Raw genomic sequence first — 16,841 nt, forward strand, 5'->3', positions numbered from 1 at the left:
CGATTCGGGACTGCGAATGGATCTCGATAGGCTGACCACCACCACGTTGCCGTCAGGCGCGGCGCGTACGCAAGGAGGATCGAGAACTGATGGCAGGCAACTCGGACCCGCTCACGCCGCGGGCCAAGATCGCCGTGACCGCCGGTAAGGCGGTCGCAGCGGCATCGCGCGCCGCAGGGCGCGGCAGCGGTTCGGTGATCGGCGGCCGGGTGGCGCTCAAGCTCGACCCCGACCTCCTCGCCCGGCTCGCCCAGAACCTGGATGTGGTTCTTGTCTCGGCGACCAACGGCAAGACCACGACCACCAGGCTGATCGCCGAGGCGCTGCGGGCCGCCGGGCCCGTCGTGTCCAACGCGCTCGGCGCCAACATGCCCGCCGGCATCACCTCGGCGCTCGCCGGCAGCTCGGACGCGCGTTACGGCGTCATCGAGGTCGACGAGAAGTACCTCGCAGGCGTCGCCCGGGACACCGACCCGAAGTGCATCGCGCTGCTCAACCTCTCCCGCGACCAGCTCGACCGGGCCGCCGAGACGCGGATGCTCGCCGAGAACTGGCGCGAGGGGCTGGCCGGCAGCAAGGCCGTCATCATCGCCAACGCCGACGACCCGCTGGTCGTGTGGGCCGCCTCCTCCTCCCCCAACGTCGTCTGGGTCGCCGCCGGGCAGATGTGGAAGGACGACGCCTGGTCCTGCCCGTCCTGCGGTGGCGTGATGCAGCGGCCGGGCGACGACTGGTTCTGTGGGGAGTGCGGGTTCCGGCGGCCTACGCCCAGCTGGGCGCTGTCCGGGGATCATGTGCTGGACCCGCACGGTTCCGCCTGGCCGATCCACCTTCAGCTGCCCGGCCGCGCCAACAAGGCCAACGCCGCCTCCTCGGCCGCCGTCGCCGCCGTGTTCGGCGTACCGCCGCAGGTCGCGCTGGAGCGCATGTACCAGGTGCAGGCCGTCGCCGGACGGTATGACGTGGTGCAGTTCCAGCAGCGTGATCTGCGGCTGCTGCTCGCCAAGAACCCGGCCGGGTGGCTCGAAACGTTTAGTCTCATCGATCCGCCGCCGACCCCGGTGATCCTCTCGGTGAACGCGCGCGGCGCCGACGGCACCGACACCTCCTGGCTGTGGGACGTCGACTACACGCGGCTGACCGGCCACCCGATCTGCGTCATCGGCGACCGCAAGCTCGACCTCGCGGTACGCCTGGAAGTCGCCAACCAGCACTTCCAGGTCTGCGAGAACCTCGACCAGGCCGTGCAGCTGTGCCCGCCGGGCCGTATCGAGGTCATCGCCAACTACACCGCCTTCCAGGATCTGCGCCGCCGCGTCGGCAACTGACACTTCAGGGGACTTTTGTGAGCGACAACCAGCTGCGGGTCGTCTGGATCTATCCCGACCTGCTCAGCACGTACGGCGACCAGGGCAACGTCCTCGTCGTGGAGCGCCGGGCGCGGCAGCGGGGCCTCGACGTGGCCCGGCTCGACGTGCGCAGTGACCAGCCGATCCCGACCTCCGGGGACATCTACCTCATCGGCGGTGGCGAGGACCGTCCGCAGCGGCTCGCGGCGGAGCGGCTGCGCCGGGACGGCGGACTGCACCGGGCCGTGGAGAACGGCGCGATCGTGTTCTCGGTGTGTGCCGGGTACCAGATCCTCGGGCACGAGTTCATCAACGACCTCGGTCAGCGTGAGCCGGGTCTCGGGCTGCTCGACGTCGTGTCCGTGCGTGGTGAGGGCGCGCGGTGCGTCGGTGACGTCCTAGCCGACATCGACCCGCGCCTCGGGCTGCCCCCGCTGACCGGCTTCGAGAACCACCAGGGCGTCACCCACCTCGGCCCCACCGCCCGCCCGCTCGCCAACGTCCGCCTGGGCAACGGCAACGGCACGGGGGACGGCACGGAGGGCGCGTACAACGACACGGTCTTCGGTACGTACATGCACGGTCCCGTGCTGGCGCGGAACCCGCTCATCGCCGACCTGCTGCTGAAGCTGGCGCTCGACGTGAACGCGCTGCCGCCGACCGACGACCGCTGGTACGAGGCGCTGCGGAACGAGCGCATCGCCGCTGCGCAGCAGCCGGCGTAGGCCTGGTTGAGCTGGGGGTTCATCTGCGCTCCAGCCGCGTTTTACCAGCCCGTCTGACGATGTGTCCGCACACCTGAGCGGGGCCGTCCAGCAGGCGGACGCACGGTTCGGTCCCGCCCCCTCCTGCCGCTAGGGTGGCGGGGATCGAGCCGGACAGCGTGGTCCGGTCCCCGGCCCACGTTGAGAAGGTTGTTTCGGGCTATGCGCATTGGTGTCCTCACGTCCGGCGGCGACTGCCCCGGCCTGAACGCCGTCATCCGGTCCGTCGTGCACCGTGCCGTCGCCGACCACGGCGACGAGGTCATCGGCTTCCGGGACGGCTGGAAGGGCCTCCTGGAGTGCGACTACCTCAAGCTCGACCTCGACGCGGTGGGCGGCATCCTCGCCCGCGGCGGCACCATCCTCGGCTCCTCCCGGGTCCAGCCCTCCCATCTGCGTGACGGGGTGGAGCGGGCCAAGGGGCATGTCGCCGAGCTCGGGCTCGACGCGATCATCCCGATCGGCGGCGAGGGCACGCTGAAGGCGGCCCGGCTGATGTCCGACGCGGGTCTGCCGATCGTGGGCGTGCCGAAGACCATCGACAACGACATCGCGGTCACGGACGTCACCTTCGGGTTCGACACGGCCGTGGGCGTGGCCACGGAGGCCCTGGACCGACTGAAGACCACTGCCGAGTCGCATCAGCGTGTGCTCGTCGTCGAGGTCATGGGGCGGCACACCGGCTGGATCGCGCTGCACTCCGGCATGGCGGCCGGCGCGCACGCCATCGTCGTACCGGAACGGCCCTTCGACATCGAGGAGTTGGCGCGGCGGGTCGGCGAGCGGTTCCAGGCCGGCAAGCGGTTCGCGATCGTCGTCGCGGCGGAGGGGGCGAAGCCGGCGCCGGGGTCCATGGCGTTCGACGAGGGCGGCAAGGACATCTACGGGCACGAGCGCTTCGCCGGGATCGCGCGGCAGCTGTCCATCGAGCTGGAGCAGCGGCTGGGGAAGGAAGCGCGGCCGGTGATCCTGGGGCATGTGCAGCGGGGCGGTACGCCTACCGCGTACGACCGTGTTCTCGCGACTCGGTTCGGGTGGCATGCGGTGGAGGCCGTGCATCGGGGGGAGTTCGGGCACATGACGGCTCTTCGGGGGACCGACATCGTGATGGTGCCGTTGGCTGAGGCCGTGGAGACGTTGAAGACGGTTCCTGAGGAGCGGTACGCGGAAGCGGAGTGCGTGCTCTAGCCGTATGGCGGGTGCGGGTCGTTCGTGGTTGCTCGCGCAGTTCCCCGCGCCCCTAGGGCGTTGACTGCCCCCGGTGTCAATAGGCGCCGGGGGCAGCTTTAGTCTTGGGGCGGACGTAAGCGCACAACCCCCACGAATCAGGAGCCGGCGTAATGGATCACAGCGGGCACGGCATGACCATGGATCTGCCGCCGTTCACGCTGGGGCGGGGGCTTCAGTGGTCGGCCGACCCGTTCTTTCTCGTCGCCTGTCTGGTGGGGCTCGGGCTTTACGGGTACGGGGTCTTCCGGCTGCGGCAGCGTGGGGACGCCTGGTCGGCGGGGCGGACCGTCTCGTTCGTCGTCGGCGTGCTGACGATCATGCTCGTGATGTGCACCCGGCTCAACGACTACGGCATGGTCATGTTCAGCGTGCACATGGTGCAGCACATGGTCATCAGCATGCTGTCGCCGATCCTGATCCTGCTCGGCGCTCCCGTGACCCTCGCGCTGCGGGTGCTGCCCGCCGTCGGCAAGGGGCGCAAGGGGCCGCGTGAGCTGCTGCTGGCGCTGCTGCACAGCCGGTACATGCGGATCATCACGCATCCGGCGTTCACCATCCCGCTGTTCATCGCGAGCCTGTACGCGCTGTACTTCACGCCGCTCTTCGACTTCCTGATGGGGTCCAAGACCGGGCACCTCGCGATGATGGTGCACTTCCTCATGGTGGGTGTGGTGTTCTTCTGGCCGATCATCGGCGTCGACCCGGGGCCGCACCGGCCGGGTTATCTGATGCGGATGCTGGAGCTGTTCGCGGGCATGCCGTTCCACGCGTTCTTCGGGATCGCGTTGATGATGGCGTCGACCCCGATGGTCGAGACGTTCAAGAACCCGCCCGCCTCGCTCGGCATCGACGCGCTCTCCGACCAGAACGCCGCGGGCGGGATCGCCTGGGCGTTCAGCGAGATCCCGTCCGTGCTGGTGCTGCTCGCGCTGCTGTTCCAGTGGTACGGCTCGGAGCAGCGGCAGGCCCGCCGCAAGGACCGGGCCGCCGACCGGGACGGCGACAAGGAACTCGAGGCATACAACGCCTATTTGGCCTCATTGAACGCACGTGGGCGCTGAAAGGCCTTTTGCGACTGGGTCATTCAGTAGCATGAAGCGCGTTGGGGGAACCGCCGGGGGGAGCGGTGATGACATTTCGCGCATTTATGCAAAGGCTCGCGACAAAGATTGCTTGTCTGCTGGTTCTCGTTCTCGCGGTGAGTGGTTGCGACAGAGGGGCACCCTTGCTGGCGGTGAAGGCGGTCGCGGCCGGTGTGCCCTCGCTCGCGCCGTTCTTCGACGAGAAGAGCGGGCTCGGCGAGGACGCGCAGGACGTCAAGGCGCAGCCCGTGCGAGGCAGCCTGCAACAGGGCGACACTCCGGGGCTGTACGGCGGCTCGAAGCAGCCGACGGTCTGTGACGTCGACAAACTCAAGGCATTCCTCACCGATCCCAGGAACGACCAGAAAGCACAGGCGTGGGCGCGTGCCCTGGGAATCACCACCGGCGAGATACCGGAATACCTGGATCGACTCACACCGGTTCTGTTGCGTCACGACACTCTCGTGAAGAACCACGACTACAAAAAGGGAAAGGCCGTTCCCTACGACTCACTGCTCCAGGCCGGAATCGCGATTCTCGTCGATCAGCAGGGGCAGCCGGCCGCGAAGTGCAGCTGCGGAAATCCACTGCGTCCTTTCACGGGTGACACGAACCGCATCTCGGTGAAGTTCGAGGACGGCAACAAGGAGTGGAAGGGGTACGACCGTTCCTCGGTCGTGGCCGTACGGCCCGCGGCCCGTGCGCTGGAGAAGATCGCGCTGGTCGACGTGGACGATCCCGACCGCGGGATCAACCGGCCGGTCGGCACCGGGGGCGCGAAGGACGACACCTTCGACACCCGGAAGACCGAGGCCGTACCCAGCCTTGCGGGGAAGACCTTCGGCGAGGCTCGTCAGGCGCTGGCCGACAAGGGGCTCGCGACCGGGTACGACACCGGGTCGATGCCGGCGGACGGCGCCCGGGTCACGGCGACCGATCCGCCGGCCGGGACCGAGCTGCGGTTCGGGCAGTACGTGATGCTGAGCGTGGCGGAGGGGGCGTCGCCCCGAGGCGGCAGCACCACCTCTCCCCCGCCGTCGACGCCGGGGACCTCGGCGCCTGGGACCTCGGCACCGGGGTCGAGCGGCAGCACGTCGAAGTCGCCGTCCACCGATCCCTCGACGAGCGCTCCGTCCGGCCCGTCGACGTCGACGTCACCCTCAGCCCCGACGTCACCCTCGACCCCGGTGACGAGCCCGCCGCCGGCCGTGACCAGCTCGCCCCCGCCGACGACGACCAGCGCCCCGCCACCGTCGCCGCCTCCGCCGGAGACCACGAGCGCGCCGCCGGTGACGACCAGCGCTCCGCCACCGGTGACGACCGTCGCGCCACCGCCGGAGAGCACCGGCGCACCGCCGCCCGTCAGTGAGTCCGCGCCCACGGAGCCCACCGCGAGCGTCGCCACGTAGCGCCTCCGCAGAACCCGGGAGTCACCGGATGCCTTCAGGACCATCGACATCGGGAGTGGGCCGGGTCATCGCCGGCCGCTATCTGCTGCTGAACCGGCTGGGCAGCGGCGGCATGGGCCATGTGTGGCTCGCCCACGACCAGAGACTCGCCTGTGAGGTCGCGCTCAAGGAGATCGTCTTCCGGGACCCGTCCGAGGCCGGTCACGAGCGGGAGGCCCGGGTCGCCCGGGCCCGCGCGGAGGCCCGGCACGCGGCCGGGCTGCGCGGTCATCCGCATGTGGTGACCGTGCACGACGTGCTGGAGCACGACGGGCTGCCCTGGATCGTCATGGAGTACGTGCCGGGCGCGGTGGACCTGCGTGAGCTGGTCGCCCGGCGCGGCCCGCTGGCGCCCGCCGAGTGCGCCCGCATCGGGCTCGCCGTCCTGGACGCGCTGACGGCCGGGCACGAGCGGGGTGTCATGCACCGGGACGTGAAGCCGGCGAACATCCTGCTCGCGCCGGACCGCACCGGGGCGCCGTACGGTCGCGTCCTGCTCACCGACTACGGCATCTCGGTGCAGCCCGACGCCGGGGAGACGCGCTACACGCTGACGTCCGTGCTCGTCGGTACGGCCGGATATCTGGCTCCTGAGCGGGCGACGGGCGGGTCGCCCACTCCGGCCGCCGACTTGTTCTCGCTGGGGTGCACGCTCTACCACGCGGTGGAGGGGTGCGGTCCCTTCGAGCGCGACTCGCACTTCGCGGAGATCAGCGCGGTGGTGACGGAGGAGCCGCGGCCACCGGTGCGGGCGGGCGCCCTGGCCCCCGTACTGGCGGCGATGCTGGTCAAGGAGCCGGGGCTGCGGATCTCCGCCGCGCAGGCGGAGGCGGCGCTGTCGCAGATCGTCACGCCGCAGGCCGACCCGTACGCCCGCACCCGGACCGACCTGGGTTCGCAGCCGCCGTGGGCGCAGCCATCGCCGCCGGGTCCGGTGGCACCGCCGCCGCAGCCCGTGCCGCAGGGGTTCGGGCCGCTGGTCACCAGCGGAGGTGGGAGTCGGCGTCGTACCCGTCCGCGGGCCCTGCACTCGGCCCTCGCCGGGCTGCTGGGGCTGGCGCTCGCCGGGGGCGGGGTCTGGTACGCCGTGGCGCAGCAGCCGCCCGGGAAGGGTGGTGGCGGCAGCAGCGCTACGGCGGCGCCGTACGGGACGGACGTCGGGCTCGGCAGAGCCCTGCGTGACGGGGACTGTGTGACCGTGGACTGGCCGGGTGAGGCGCCCTTCCAGGGGACGCCACGGGTGGCGCTGGACGCGAAGTGCGGCGGTCCGCCGGACGGGCAGGTGATGGCCTTCGTCGGTGCCGCGTCGGCGGCCGAGGCGCGGGCTCAGGGCCCGACGCGCTGCGAGGAGGCGACCCAGGAGCTCCGCGGGAAGCTGGCCGATGTACGCAGCCTCGCCCTCGTACCGACCGCGGACGGGTTCACGGCCGCGGGACGCCGTACGGCCTGTCTGGTGGTGGGCGCGCACGGGCCGGTGTACGGGCCGCTCGGCGGGCACCGCAAGCCGGGGACGAAGTTCCTCGACGTGTCCTCCATGCAGAAGCGGGACTGTCTGGACGTGCGGTCCAACCGGGACGCGCGGCTGGTGTCCTGTGCGGGGCCGCACGACGAGGAGGTCCTCGGGTTCACCCGACTGGCCGAGGACGTGACGCTGGACGAGGCGCGGGCCGAGGCGGCGGATCTGGCCTGTGGCCGGGACGTGGCGCCGGGCGACTACGGCTTCGATCCGTCGGTGTACCGGGCGGGGTCCTGGACGAGCGAGGGCCCGTGGAAGGCGGGCACTCATTTCGTCGTCTGCACCGTCAGGAAGCAGAACGGGGGCACCATGGAGGGGGACGGTTCCTGAGGAATCCCGAGGAGGGTGTCGCGATGCCCGGTTCCACGGACGGCTCGACCAGAACGATGGGGGTGCTCACCGTCGGCGGACTCGTCGTGGTGACCGCCTACACGGTGGCGCTCGGCAGCAACGGCTGGCTGTGGTTCGGCTGGGTCGTGCTGGGCCTGATCACGCTCGGCATGGTCGTCACGCGGAGCACATGAACCTCAGTGCACGCCCGGCTGGTACTTCGGCAGCCGGGCGGTGATCCGCATGCCAGCGCCCACGGCGGTCTCGATGACGAGGCCGTAGTCGTCGCCGTACACCTGGCGCAGCCGGTCGTCGACGTTGGAAAGCCCGATGCCGCCCGAGGGGCTGACCTCGCCGGCGAGGATGCGGTGCAGTACGGAGGGGTCCATTCCCGCGCCGTCGTCCTCGATGACGACGAGGGCTTCGGCACCCGCGTCCTGCGCCGTGATCTGGATGTGGCATTTGTCGGACTTGCCTTCGAGGCCGTGCTTGACGGCGTTCTCGACGAGCGGCTGGAGGCAGAGGAAGGGCAGGGTGACCGGCAGTACTTCGGGGGCGATCTGGAGGGTGACGGAGAGGCGGTCGCCGAAGCGGGCCCTCACCAGCGCCAAGTAGTGGTCGATGGCGTGGAGTTCGTCGGCGAGGGTGGTGAAGTCGCCGTGCCGGCGGAAGCTGTAGCGGGTGAAGTCGGCGAACTCCAGGAGCAGTTCGCGGGCGCGCTCGGGGTCGGTGCGGACGAACGACGCGATCACCGCGAGGGAGTTGAAGATGAAGTGCGGGGAGATCTGGGCGCGCAAAGCCTTGATCTCGGCCTCGATGAGGCGGGTGCGGGACTGGTCGAGGTCGGCGAGTTCGAGCTGGACGGAGACCCAGCGGGCGACCTCTCCGGCGGCCCGTACGAGCACGGCGGACTCGCGGGGCGCGCAGGCCACGAGGGCGCCGTGGACGCGGTCGTCGACGGTGAGCGGGGCGACCACGGCCCAGCTCACGGTGCAGTCGAGGGCGTCGCAGGTCAGCGGGAAGGCCTCGCCGCGGCCGGTCTCCAGGGGACCGGCGAGGCGTTTCATGATCTCGTCGCGGTGATGGCCGCCGACGCCGTCCCAGACGAGGACCCGCTCCTGGTCGGTCAGGCACAGGGCGTCCGTGCCGAGCAACGTCCGTAGTCTGCGGGCCGACTTGCGGGCCGTCTCCTCCGTCAGGCCCGCGCGGAGCGGCGGCGCGGCGAGGGACGCCGTGTGCAGGGTCTCGAAGGTGGCGTGCTCGACGGGGGTGCCGAGGCCGCCGAGGTTCTCGGGGCGCGCGGTACGGCGGCCGAGCCAGAAGCCGGCGGCCAGCAGGGGCAGGATCGCCACGCACAGCCCGGCGAGGAATCCGCTCACGCCTTCACCTCCGTCCGCAGCTCCTCCGGCAGATGGAACCGCGCCAGGATCGCCGCCGTCCCGGCCGGGACCTTGCCCGGGGTCGCCAGGGACACCAGGACCATGGTGAGGAAGCCCAGCGGCACCGACCAGAGGGCCGGCCAGGCGAGCAGGGCGTGCAGCGCGCCGGAGCCCGGGAAGCCTGCCATGGTCGCCGCGACCGCCACGAGCGCGGAGCCGCCGCCGACCAGCATCCCGGCGGCCGCGCCCGGCGGGGTCAGCCGGCGCCACCAGATGCCGAGGACGAGCAGCGGGCAGAAGGAGGAGGCCGACACGGCGAAGGCCAGGCCCACCGCGTCGGCGACCGGCAGCCCGCCGACCAGGGCGCTCGCCGCCAGCGGTACGGCCATGGCGATGACTGTGCCAAGCCGGAAGTGCCGTACGCCGCGCGACGGAAGCACGTCCTGGGTGAGCACGCCCGCGACGGCCATGGTCAGCCCCGAGGCGGTGGAGAGGAACGCGGCGAAGGCGCCCCCGGCGACCAGCGCGCCGAGCAGGTCACCGCCGAGGCCGCCGATCACCCGGTCCGGCAGCAGCAGGACGGCGGCGTCCGCGTCCCCGGTGAGGGTGAGCTCGGGGGCGTAGAGGCGGCCGAGGGCGCCGTAGACGGGCGGCAGCAGATAGAAGGCGCCGATCAGGCCGAGGACGGCGACGGTGGTGCGGCGGGCGGCGACGCCGTGCGGGCTGGTGTAGAAGCGGACGACGACGTGCGGCAGGCCCATGGTGCCGAGGAAGGTCGCGAGGATCAGTCCGTACGTGGCGTACAGCGGGCGTTCGCCGCGGCTCTCGGCCTGTGAGGGCGACAGTCCGGCGTCGCTGCGGCGGTCGGCCTCGGGGACGGGGTCGCCTGCGGCGAAGGTGAGCCGGGTGCCGGCGTCGATGTGGTGGGTGCCGGCGCGGAGGCGGAGCGCGGTGTCCGTGTGGGTGCGGCCGTCCACCGTGCCGTCGACCGTCACCGTCAGCGGGCGGTCGAGCTTCACGTCGAGGCTGTCGCCGACGCGGACGACGCGTTGCTCGCGGAAGGTCGCCGGTTCCTCGAAGGCGTGGCTGGGGGCGCCGTCGCCCTGCCAGGCGAGGATCAGGAAGAGGGCGGGGACGAGGAGGGCGGTGAGCTTGAGCCAGTACTGGAAGGCCTGCACGAAGGTGATGCTGCGCATGCCGCCGGCGGCGACGGTCGCGACGACCACGACGGCGACGATGACTCCGCCCAGCGAGTCGGGGGCGCCGGTCAGCACCTGCAACGTCAGTCCGGCGCCCTGGAGTTGGGGCAGCAGGTACAGCCAGCCGACCCCGACGACGAAGGCCCCCGCCAGCCGGCGTACCGCCTGCGAGGCGAGCCGGGCCTCGGCGAAGTCGGGGAGCGTGTACGCGCCGGAGCGGCGCAGCGGGGCGGCGACGAAGAGCAGGAGGACGAGGTATCCGGCGGTGTAGCCGACCGGGTACCAGAGCATGTCCGGGCCCTGGACGAGGACGAGTCCGGCGATGCCGAGGAAGGAGGCCGCCGACAGGTACTCGCCGCTGATGGCGGCCGCGTTCAGCCGTGGCCCCACGGTGCGGGAGGCGACGTAGAAGTCGGAGGTGGTGCGGGAGATGCGCAGGCCGAAGGCGCCGACGAGGACGGTGGCGACGACGACGAGGGCGACCGCCGGAACGGCGTAGCTGGAGTTCATCGGTCCTCTACGAGCCGCACGAAGTCCCGTTCGTTGCGTTCCGCGCGCCGCACGTACCAACGGGCGAGCAGCACCAGCGGGACGTAGACGCCGAAGCCGAGGACGGCCCATTCCACGCGGCGGGCGTCGGGCATCGCGGCGAACAGCAGCGGGAGCGGGCCGATGAGGAGGCCGAGGACGGCGAACACGGTGAGTCCGGCGCGGAGTTGGCTGCGCATGAGGGAGCGGACGTAGGTGTGGCCGAGGGTGGTCTGTTCGTCGATCTCGGTGCGCGGGCGGTAGTAGCCGGAGGCGCGGCGGGTGCGGCGGGGCGGGCCGGTGACGACCACGCGGCGTTCGGCGGGGTCCTGGTGCGGCATGTCAGGTCCTCCGCATCAGCAGGTCGCGCAGTTCGCGGGCGTGGCGTCGGCTGACCTGGAGTTCCTCGCTTCCGACCAGGACGCTGACCGTGCCGGCGTCGAGGCGGAGTTCGCCGATGTGGCGCAGGGCGACCAGATGGCGGCGGTGGATGCGGACGAAGCCGCGGGAGCGCCAGCGCTCCTCCAGGGTGGACAGCGGGATGCGGACGAGGTGGCTGCCCTTGGTGGTGTGCAGCCGGGCGTAGTCGCCCTGGGCCTCCACGTGGGTGATGTCCTCGACGGAGACGAAGCGCGTCACGCCGCCGAGCTCGACGGGTATGTGGTCGGGGTCGGGTTCGTGCACGGGGATGCGGGGGGCCTGGTCGCCGGGTTCGGCGGGGCGTCGTACGAGTTCGGCAGCGCGTCGTACGGCCTCGGCGAGCCGCTCCTTGCGGACGGGCTTGAGGACGTAGTCGACGGCCTTGAGGTCGAAGGCCTGGACGGCGAAGTCCTCGTGGGCGGTGACGAACACGACCAGCGGGGGCTTGGCGAAGCCGGTGAGCAGCCGGGCCAGGTCGAGGCCGTCGAGGCCGGGCATGTTGATGTCGAGGAAGACGACGTCGATCGCCTCCGGACCGTCCGGGCCGGACTCCAGCGCGCGGTTGATGCGGCGCAGCGCCTCGGTCGCGTCGCCGGCGCCCTCCGCGCTGCCGATCCGGGGGTCGGCGTTGAGGAGGTAGAGCAGCTCCTCCAGCGAGGGGCGTTCGTCGTCGACAGCCAGGGCGCGCAGCATGAACCCGGAGTGTAGGAGTAATTCGTACGTCTGGACATGTGCGGAGGTGTGGACGTTCCCGCTGGGTACGGTGCTGGGGCGCTGGTGGGTCCGGTGCTGGATACAGTGCCGCCATGAACAGCAGGACCCCCGCGTTCGACGAGCTCGACCGGAAGATCATCACCGCGCTGATGGCGAACGCGCGGACGTCCTTCGCGGAGATCGGCGCCGCGATCGGGCTGTCCTCCACGGCGGTCAAGCGGCGGGTGGACCGGCTCCGGGAGACCGGGGTCATCACCGGGTTCACGGCGACCGTGCAGCCGTCCGCGCTGGGCTGGCGCACGGAGGCGTACGTCGAGGTGTACTGCGAGGGCGCGGCGCCGCCGCGGCGGCTCGCGGAGGTGGTGCGCAACCATCCGGAGATCACGGCGGCGATGACGGTGACCGGCGGCGCGGACGCGCTCCTGCATGTGCGGGCGCGGGACGTGGAGCACTTCGAGGAGGTGCTGGAACGCATCCGCGTGGAGCCCTTCATCCGCAAGACGATCAGCGTGATGGTGCTGTCCCATCTGCTCCCGGAGAGCCCGGAGGCGGGCGCCACCCAGGCGGCTCCCGCAGCATCACCCGAATAAACATCCGAGCACGCAGCGAAGCTGCGCGTTCACGGTCGAAGACGCAGCATTCCTGCGCAGACACGCAATTCTCGTTGCTTGTCGGGTGTGACCGTCACTTCCTACCTTGGTGTCAACCCCCAGTCGACACCGCAGGAAGCGGAGGAACCCCTCTGTGTCCGACTCCCGTGTGCCGCGCCGACGGCGATTCCTCGTCTGCGAACCCAGACATTTCGCCGTGCAGTACGCGATCAATCCCTGGATGCAACCCGATGTCCGCGTCGACGTGGACCTGGCCCGGGAACAGTGGCAGGCGCTGATCGGCGCCTACCGGGCCCACGGCCACACCGTCGACAGCGTGGAGCCGGCCCCCGGTCTCCCGGACATGGTCTTCGCCGCGAACTCGGCGGTCGTCGTGGACGGCCGCGTCTTCGGCTCCCTCTTCCACGCGCCCGAGCGGCGCCCGGAGTCCCTCCACTACGACACCTGGTTCAAGGCGGCCGGCTTCGACGTCCATCGTCCCGAGGCCGTCTGCGAGGGCGAGGGCGACCTGGTCTGGACGGGCCGGTACGTGCTGGCCGGCACCGGTTTCCGCACCACCCGGGAGGCGCACCGCGAGGTGCAGGAGTTCTTCGGGCACCCGGTGATCAGCCTGACGCTGGTGGACCCGCGCTTCTACCACCTGGACACGGCGCTGTTCGTCCTCGACGACTCCACCGAGGGCAACAACATCTCCTACTACCCGGAGGCGTTCTCGCCGGGCAGCCGGGAGGTGCTCGCGCGCCTGTACCCGAACGCGGTGCTCGCCACCCTGGACGACGCGCTGGCCTTCGGCCTGAACTCCGTGTCCGACGGCCGCAACGTCTTCATCGCGCCCCAGGCCGAGTCCCTGTCCTCCGCCCTCGCCGACCGCGGCTATGTCCCCGTGCCCGTCGACCTGTCCGAGTTCCGCAAGGCAGGCGGCGGCATCAAGTGCTGCACTCAGGAGATCCGTTCATGACCGCTCCCGTGACCACGCGCACCTCCGCCGACCTGATCCGCGCCGAGGAACCGGTCCTGGCGCACAACTACCACCCGCTCCCGGTGGTCGTCGCCCGCGCCGAGGGCACCTGGGTCGAGGACGTCGAGGGCCGCCGCTACCTGGACATGCTGGCCGGGTACTCGGCCCTCAACTTCGGCCACCGCCACCCGACCCTGATCGAGGCCGCCCACCGCCAGCTGGACCGCCTCACCCTCACCTCCCGCGCCTTCCACAACGACAAGCTGGCCGAATTCGCCGAGCGGCTGGCCGAGTTGACGGGCCTGGACATGGTGCTGCCGATGAACACGGGCGCCGAGGCGGTCGAGTCCGGCATCAAGGTGGCCCGCAAATGGGCGTACGACGTGAAGGGCGTCCCGGCCGACCGGGCGACGATCGTGGTGGCGGCGGAGAACTTCCACGGCCGTACGACGACGATCGTGTCGTTCTCCACGGACGAGACGGCGAGGGCGGGCTTCGGCCCCTTCACGCCGGGCTTCCGGATCGTGCCCTACAACGACCTGGCGGCCCTGGAAGCGGCGGTCGACGAGACGACGGCGGCGGTGCTGCTGGAGCCCATCCAGGGCGAGGCCGGCGTGATGATCCCCGACGACGGCTATCTCACCGGCGTCCGTGAACTCACCCGCCGCAAGGGCTGCCTCTTCATCGCCGACGAGATCCAGTCGGGCCTCGGCCGCACGGGCCGCACCCTCGCCGTGGACCACGAGTCGGTCGTCCCGGACGTCCTGCTCCTGGGCAAGGCGCTGGGCGGCGGCATCGTGCCGGTGTCGGCGGTGGTGGCCCGGCGTGACGTCCTGAGCGTGCTGCGCCCCGGCGAGCACGGCTCGACGTTCGGCGGCAACCCGCTCGCGGCGGCGGTCGGCACGGCGGTGGTGGAACTCCTGGAGACGGGCGAATTCCAGCACCGGGCAACCGAGTTGGGAGTGGTCCTGCGCGACGGCCTGACAGAACTGGTCGGCAAGGGCGTCCTCGGCTTCCGGGCACGGGGCCTGTGGGCGGGCGTCGACATCGACCCGGCCTTCGGCACGGGCCGCGAGATCGGCGAACGGCTGCTGAAGGAAGGGGTGTTGGTGAAGGACACCCATGGCTCGACGATCCGATTGGCGCCGCCGCTGACCATCACGGCGGACGAACTCACCGACGCGCTGGGAGCGTTGGAGAAGGTACTGACGCGGGACTGAGCCGGCGGTGCGGCTCTCCGGTGGCGGAGAGCCGCACCTCGCGCTGCACAAGACCCCCACATCCGCCACTCATACTCGTCTTTTCCGTCATCGTGCACTCGATCACGTTGCCGCCGGACCCTCACCCGCACCAGGCTGTCCCCGCGGTCATCCCCACCCGCGTCCCCGTTCCCCGCGCTCCCGCATGCACTTACACTGGCACCCCCACGACACGCCGGTTGACCTGCTGGAACGCGGCGGTTGAGCCGATATGCCGGAGTGAGGAGCGTCCCCTTGTTCTATTACCTGCTCAAGTACGTGTTGCTGGGGCCCCTGTTGAGACTGGTGTTCCGGCCTCGGATCGAGGGTCTTGAGCATGTGCCGGCCAGCGGCGCGGCCATCGTCGCCGGGAACCATCTGTCCTTCTCGGACCACTTCCTGATGCCGGCGATCCTCAAGCGGCGCATCACGTTCCTCGCCAAGAAGGAGTACTTCACGGGCCCCGGCGTGAAGGGCAGGCTCACGGCGTTCTTCTTCCGGAGCGCCGGGCAGATCCCGGTCGACCGTACCGGCAAGGAGGCGGGGCAGGCGGCCATCCGCGAGGGACTCGGGGTGCTCGCCAAGGACGAGCTGCTGGGGATCTACCCGGAGGGCACGCGGTCGCACGACGGGCGGCTGTACAAGGGCAAGGTCGGCGTCGCGGTGATGGCGCTCAAGGCCGGGGTGCCCGTCATCCCGTGCGCGATGATCGGCACCTTCGAGGCGCAGCCGCCCGGGAAGGTCATCCCCAACATCCACCCCGTCGTCATCCGCTTCGGCGAGCCCCTGGACTTCTCCCGCTACGCCGGCATGGAGAACGAGAAGGCGATCCTGCGCGCCATCACCGACGAGATCATCTACGCCATCCTCAGCCTCTCCGGTCAGGAGTACGTCGACGAGTACGCGGCCGTCGTCAAAGCGCAGGAGGCCGAGGCCAAGGCGGAGAAGGAGCGGCGGTTCCCGCGGATGCCGCTGGGGTGAGCTCTGCCCTGGGCAGAGATCCCGGGACAGCGGGGCCCGGTCGTCGTAGCGTCGCCGTATGACACGACGAGCTGTGGTGATCGGGGCCGCCGGACAGATCGGGCGGGCGGCGGTGGGTGTGCTGGCCCGGGACGGGTGGGAGGTCACCGCGCTTTCGCGGGGTGGGGGGCGTGACGACGGGTGGCCCGAGGAGGTGCGGGCCGTGCCGGGCGACCGGGAGGACGACGCCGTGCTCGCCGAAGCGGTCGGTGACGGATGCGATGTCGTCGTCGACGTCGTCGCCTACGGAGGCGGCCACGCACGGCAGTTGGTCTCCCTCGCCGACCGGATCGGGTCCGCCGTCGTCATCTCGAGCGTTTCGGTGTACGAGGACGACAAGGGGCGGAACTTCGACACGCAGGAAGAGCCGGACGGTTTTCCCGAGTACCCGGTGCCGATCACCGAGCGGCAGCGCACGGTCCGGGCCGGCGACACCTCGTACAGCACGCGCAAGGTCGTCCTCGAACGTGAACTCCTCGCCGCCGGTGAGCAGTTGCCCACGACCCTGCTGCGGGCCGGTGCCATCCACGGGCCGTACTGCCGGACGCCGCGCGAGCTGTACTTCGTCAAGCGCAACCTCGACGGGCGGGCCCGGCGGGTCCTCGCGTACGGCGGGGAGAGCCGGTTCCATCCCGCGAGTGTGCACAACATCGCCGAGTTGATCCGGCTGGCCGCCGCCCGCCCGGGCAGTCGTGTCCTCAACGCGGTCGATCCGGACGCGCCGACGGTGGCGGAGATCGCCCGGGCCATCGACGACGTCATGGGAGTGGAGCAGCGGGAGGACGTGCTCGTCGACGGGCCACCGCCCGCGCCCACGGTCGGCGACACCCCGTGGTCGGTCCCGGCGCCCGTCGTCTGCGACATGGCCGCCGCCGAGCGGGAGTTGGGGTACCGGCCGGTGGTGCGGTACGCGGACCGGCTCGCCGAGTCCGTCGCCTCGATCGAGGAGCAGCTGTCCGGTCGGGACTGGCGGGAGGCGTACCCGAGGATGCTCCAGGCGTACGGCGACCTCTTCGACTACGCGGCGGAGGACGCCTGGTTGACGGCATGAAAGA

Annotated in this window: 16 protein-coding genes; 12 read left to right on the forward strand and 4 right to left on the reverse strand. The window is 71.0% G+C overall.

The genetic code is table 11. From position 1 onward, the window contains the following. The first annotated feature begins 89 nt into the window (after nucleotides 1-89). The 7 genes from IQ210_RS07210 to IQ210_RS07240 all read left to right on the forward strand — a co-directional run bounded on the left by IQ210_RS07210 (nucleotide 90) and on the right by IQ210_RS07240 (nucleotide 7,913). Nucleotides 90-1,328, forward strand: coding sequence for a MurT ligase domain-containing protein (locus tag IQ210_RS07210; protein WP_194077995.1), 1,239 nt, complete (start codon nucleotides 90-92; stop codon nucleotides 1,326-1,328). A 17-nt stretch (nucleotides 1,329-1,345) separates the two neighbouring features. Continuing rightward, on the forward strand, nucleotides 1,346-2,074 hold the full coding sequence (locus tag IQ210_RS07215) for a type 1 glutamine amidotransferase (RefSeq protein ID WP_079309501.1): 729 nt from the start codon (nucleotides 1,346-1,348) through the stop codon (nucleotides 2,072-2,074). A gap of 201 nt (nucleotides 2,075-2,275) precedes the next feature. Then, nucleotides 2,276-3,301 carry a 6-phosphofructokinase gene (locus tag IQ210_RS07220; RefSeq protein WP_194077996.1) on the forward strand — a complete coding sequence of 342 codons (1,026 nt, stop codon included), beginning with the start codon at nucleotides 2,276-2,278 and terminating at the stop codon, nucleotides 3,299-3,301. 152 nt (nucleotides 3,302-3,453) lie between these two features. After that, nucleotides 3,454-4,404, forward strand: coding sequence for a cytochrome c oxidase assembly protein (locus tag IQ210_RS07225; protein WP_194077997.1), 951 nt, complete (start codon nucleotides 3,454-3,456; stop codon nucleotides 4,402-4,404). A 173-nt stretch (nucleotides 4,405-4,577) separates the two neighbouring features. Then, entirely contained in the window at nucleotides 4,578-5,834 is a 1,257-nt protein-coding gene (locus IQ210_RS07230; protein WP_322656327.1) for a PASTA domain-containing protein, read from the forward strand. A 28-nt stretch (nucleotides 5,835-5,862) separates the two neighbouring features. Beyond that, nucleotides 5,863-7,719, forward strand: a complete 1,857-nt coding sequence (locus IQ210_RS07235; RefSeq protein ID WP_194077998.1) for a serine/threonine-protein kinase — start codon at nucleotides 5,863-5,865, stop codon at nucleotides 7,717-7,719. Between the two features lie 23 nt (nucleotides 7,720-7,742). Beyond that, nucleotides 7,743-7,913: a hypothetical protein gene (locus IQ210_RS07240; RefSeq protein ID WP_015662072.1), complete on the forward strand. Its 171-nt coding sequence runs from the start codon at nucleotides 7,743-7,745 to the stop codon at nucleotides 7,911-7,913. 3 nt (nucleotides 7,914-7,916) lie between these two features. Here IQ210_RS07240 and IQ210_RS07245 read toward each other — a convergent pair whose 3' ends face one another. The 4 genes from IQ210_RS07245 to IQ210_RS07260 are packed head-to-tail and all read right to left on the reverse strand — an operon-like array spanning nucleotide 7,917 to nucleotide 11,938. Beyond that, nucleotides 7,917-9,098, reverse strand: coding sequence for a sensor histidine kinase (locus IQ210_RS07245; protein ID WP_194077999.1), 1,182 nt, complete (start codon nucleotides 9,096-9,098; stop codon nucleotides 7,917-7,919). Next, nucleotides 9,095-10,807 carry a sodium/solute symporter gene (locus IQ210_RS07250; RefSeq protein ID WP_194078000.1) on the reverse strand — a complete coding sequence of 571 codons (1,713 nt, stop codon included), beginning with the start codon at nucleotides 10,805-10,807 and terminating at the stop codon, nucleotides 9,095-9,097. Before IQ210_RS07250 ends, IQ210_RS07245 begins: the two co-directional genes overlap by 4 nt. Next, a complete protein-coding gene (locus tag IQ210_RS07255) occupies nucleotides 10,804-11,166 on the reverse strand; it encodes a hypothetical protein (RefSeq protein ID WP_194078001.1) in 363 nt (120 codons plus the stop codon). Before IQ210_RS07255 ends, IQ210_RS07250 begins: the two co-directional genes overlap by 4 nt. A gap of 1 nt (nucleotide 11,167) precedes the next feature. Beyond that, nucleotides 11,168-11,938 carry a LytR/AlgR family response regulator transcription factor gene (locus IQ210_RS07260; protein WP_194078002.1) on the reverse strand — a complete coding sequence of 257 codons (771 nt, stop codon included), beginning with the start codon at nucleotides 11,936-11,938 and terminating at the stop codon, nucleotides 11,168-11,170. A gap of 113 nt (nucleotides 11,939-12,051) precedes the next feature. Between IQ210_RS07260 and IQ210_RS07265 the strand changes: the two genes are divergently transcribed. The 5 genes from IQ210_RS07265 to IQ210_RS07285 all read left to right on the forward strand — a co-directional run bounded on the left by IQ210_RS07265 (nucleotide 12,052) and on the right by IQ210_RS07285 (nucleotide 16,837). Next, on the forward strand, nucleotides 12,052-12,549 hold the full coding sequence (locus IQ210_RS07265) for an Lrp/AsnC family transcriptional regulator (protein WP_194078003.1): 498 nt from the start codon (nucleotides 12,052-12,054) through the stop codon (nucleotides 12,547-12,549). 154 nt (nucleotides 12,550-12,703) lie between these two features. Beyond that, nucleotides 12,704-13,528, forward strand: coding sequence for a dimethylargininase (gene ddaH, locus IQ210_RS07270; protein ID WP_194078004.1), 825 nt, complete (start codon nucleotides 12,704-12,706; stop codon nucleotides 13,526-13,528). Next, complete coding sequence (rocD, locus tag IQ210_RS07275; RefSeq protein WP_194078005.1) at nucleotides 13,525-14,748, forward strand: ornithine--oxo-acid transaminase; 1,224 nt, start codon at nucleotides 13,525-13,527, stop codon at nucleotides 14,746-14,748. Before ddaH ends, rocD begins: the two co-directional genes overlap by 4 nt. 273 nt (nucleotides 14,749-15,021) lie before the next feature. Next, nucleotides 15,022-15,747: a lysophospholipid acyltransferase family protein gene (locus tag IQ210_RS07280; protein WP_194078006.1), complete on the forward strand. Its 726-nt coding sequence runs from the start codon at nucleotides 15,022-15,024 to the stop codon at nucleotides 15,745-15,747. A gap of 73 nt (nucleotides 15,748-15,820) precedes the next feature. Next, nucleotides 15,821-16,837 carry an NAD-dependent epimerase/dehydratase family protein gene (locus IQ210_RS07285; RefSeq protein ID WP_194078217.1) on the forward strand — a complete coding sequence of 339 codons (1,017 nt, stop codon included), beginning with the start codon at nucleotides 15,821-15,823 and terminating at the stop codon, nucleotides 16,835-16,837. Nucleotides 16,838-16,841: the final 4 nt, after the last annotated feature.

The organism is Streptomyces justiciae (assembly GCF_015163075.1).
GTDB classification, from domain to species: domain Bacteria; phylum Actinomycetota; class Actinomycetes; order Streptomycetales; family Streptomycetaceae; genus Streptomyces; species Streptomyces justiciae.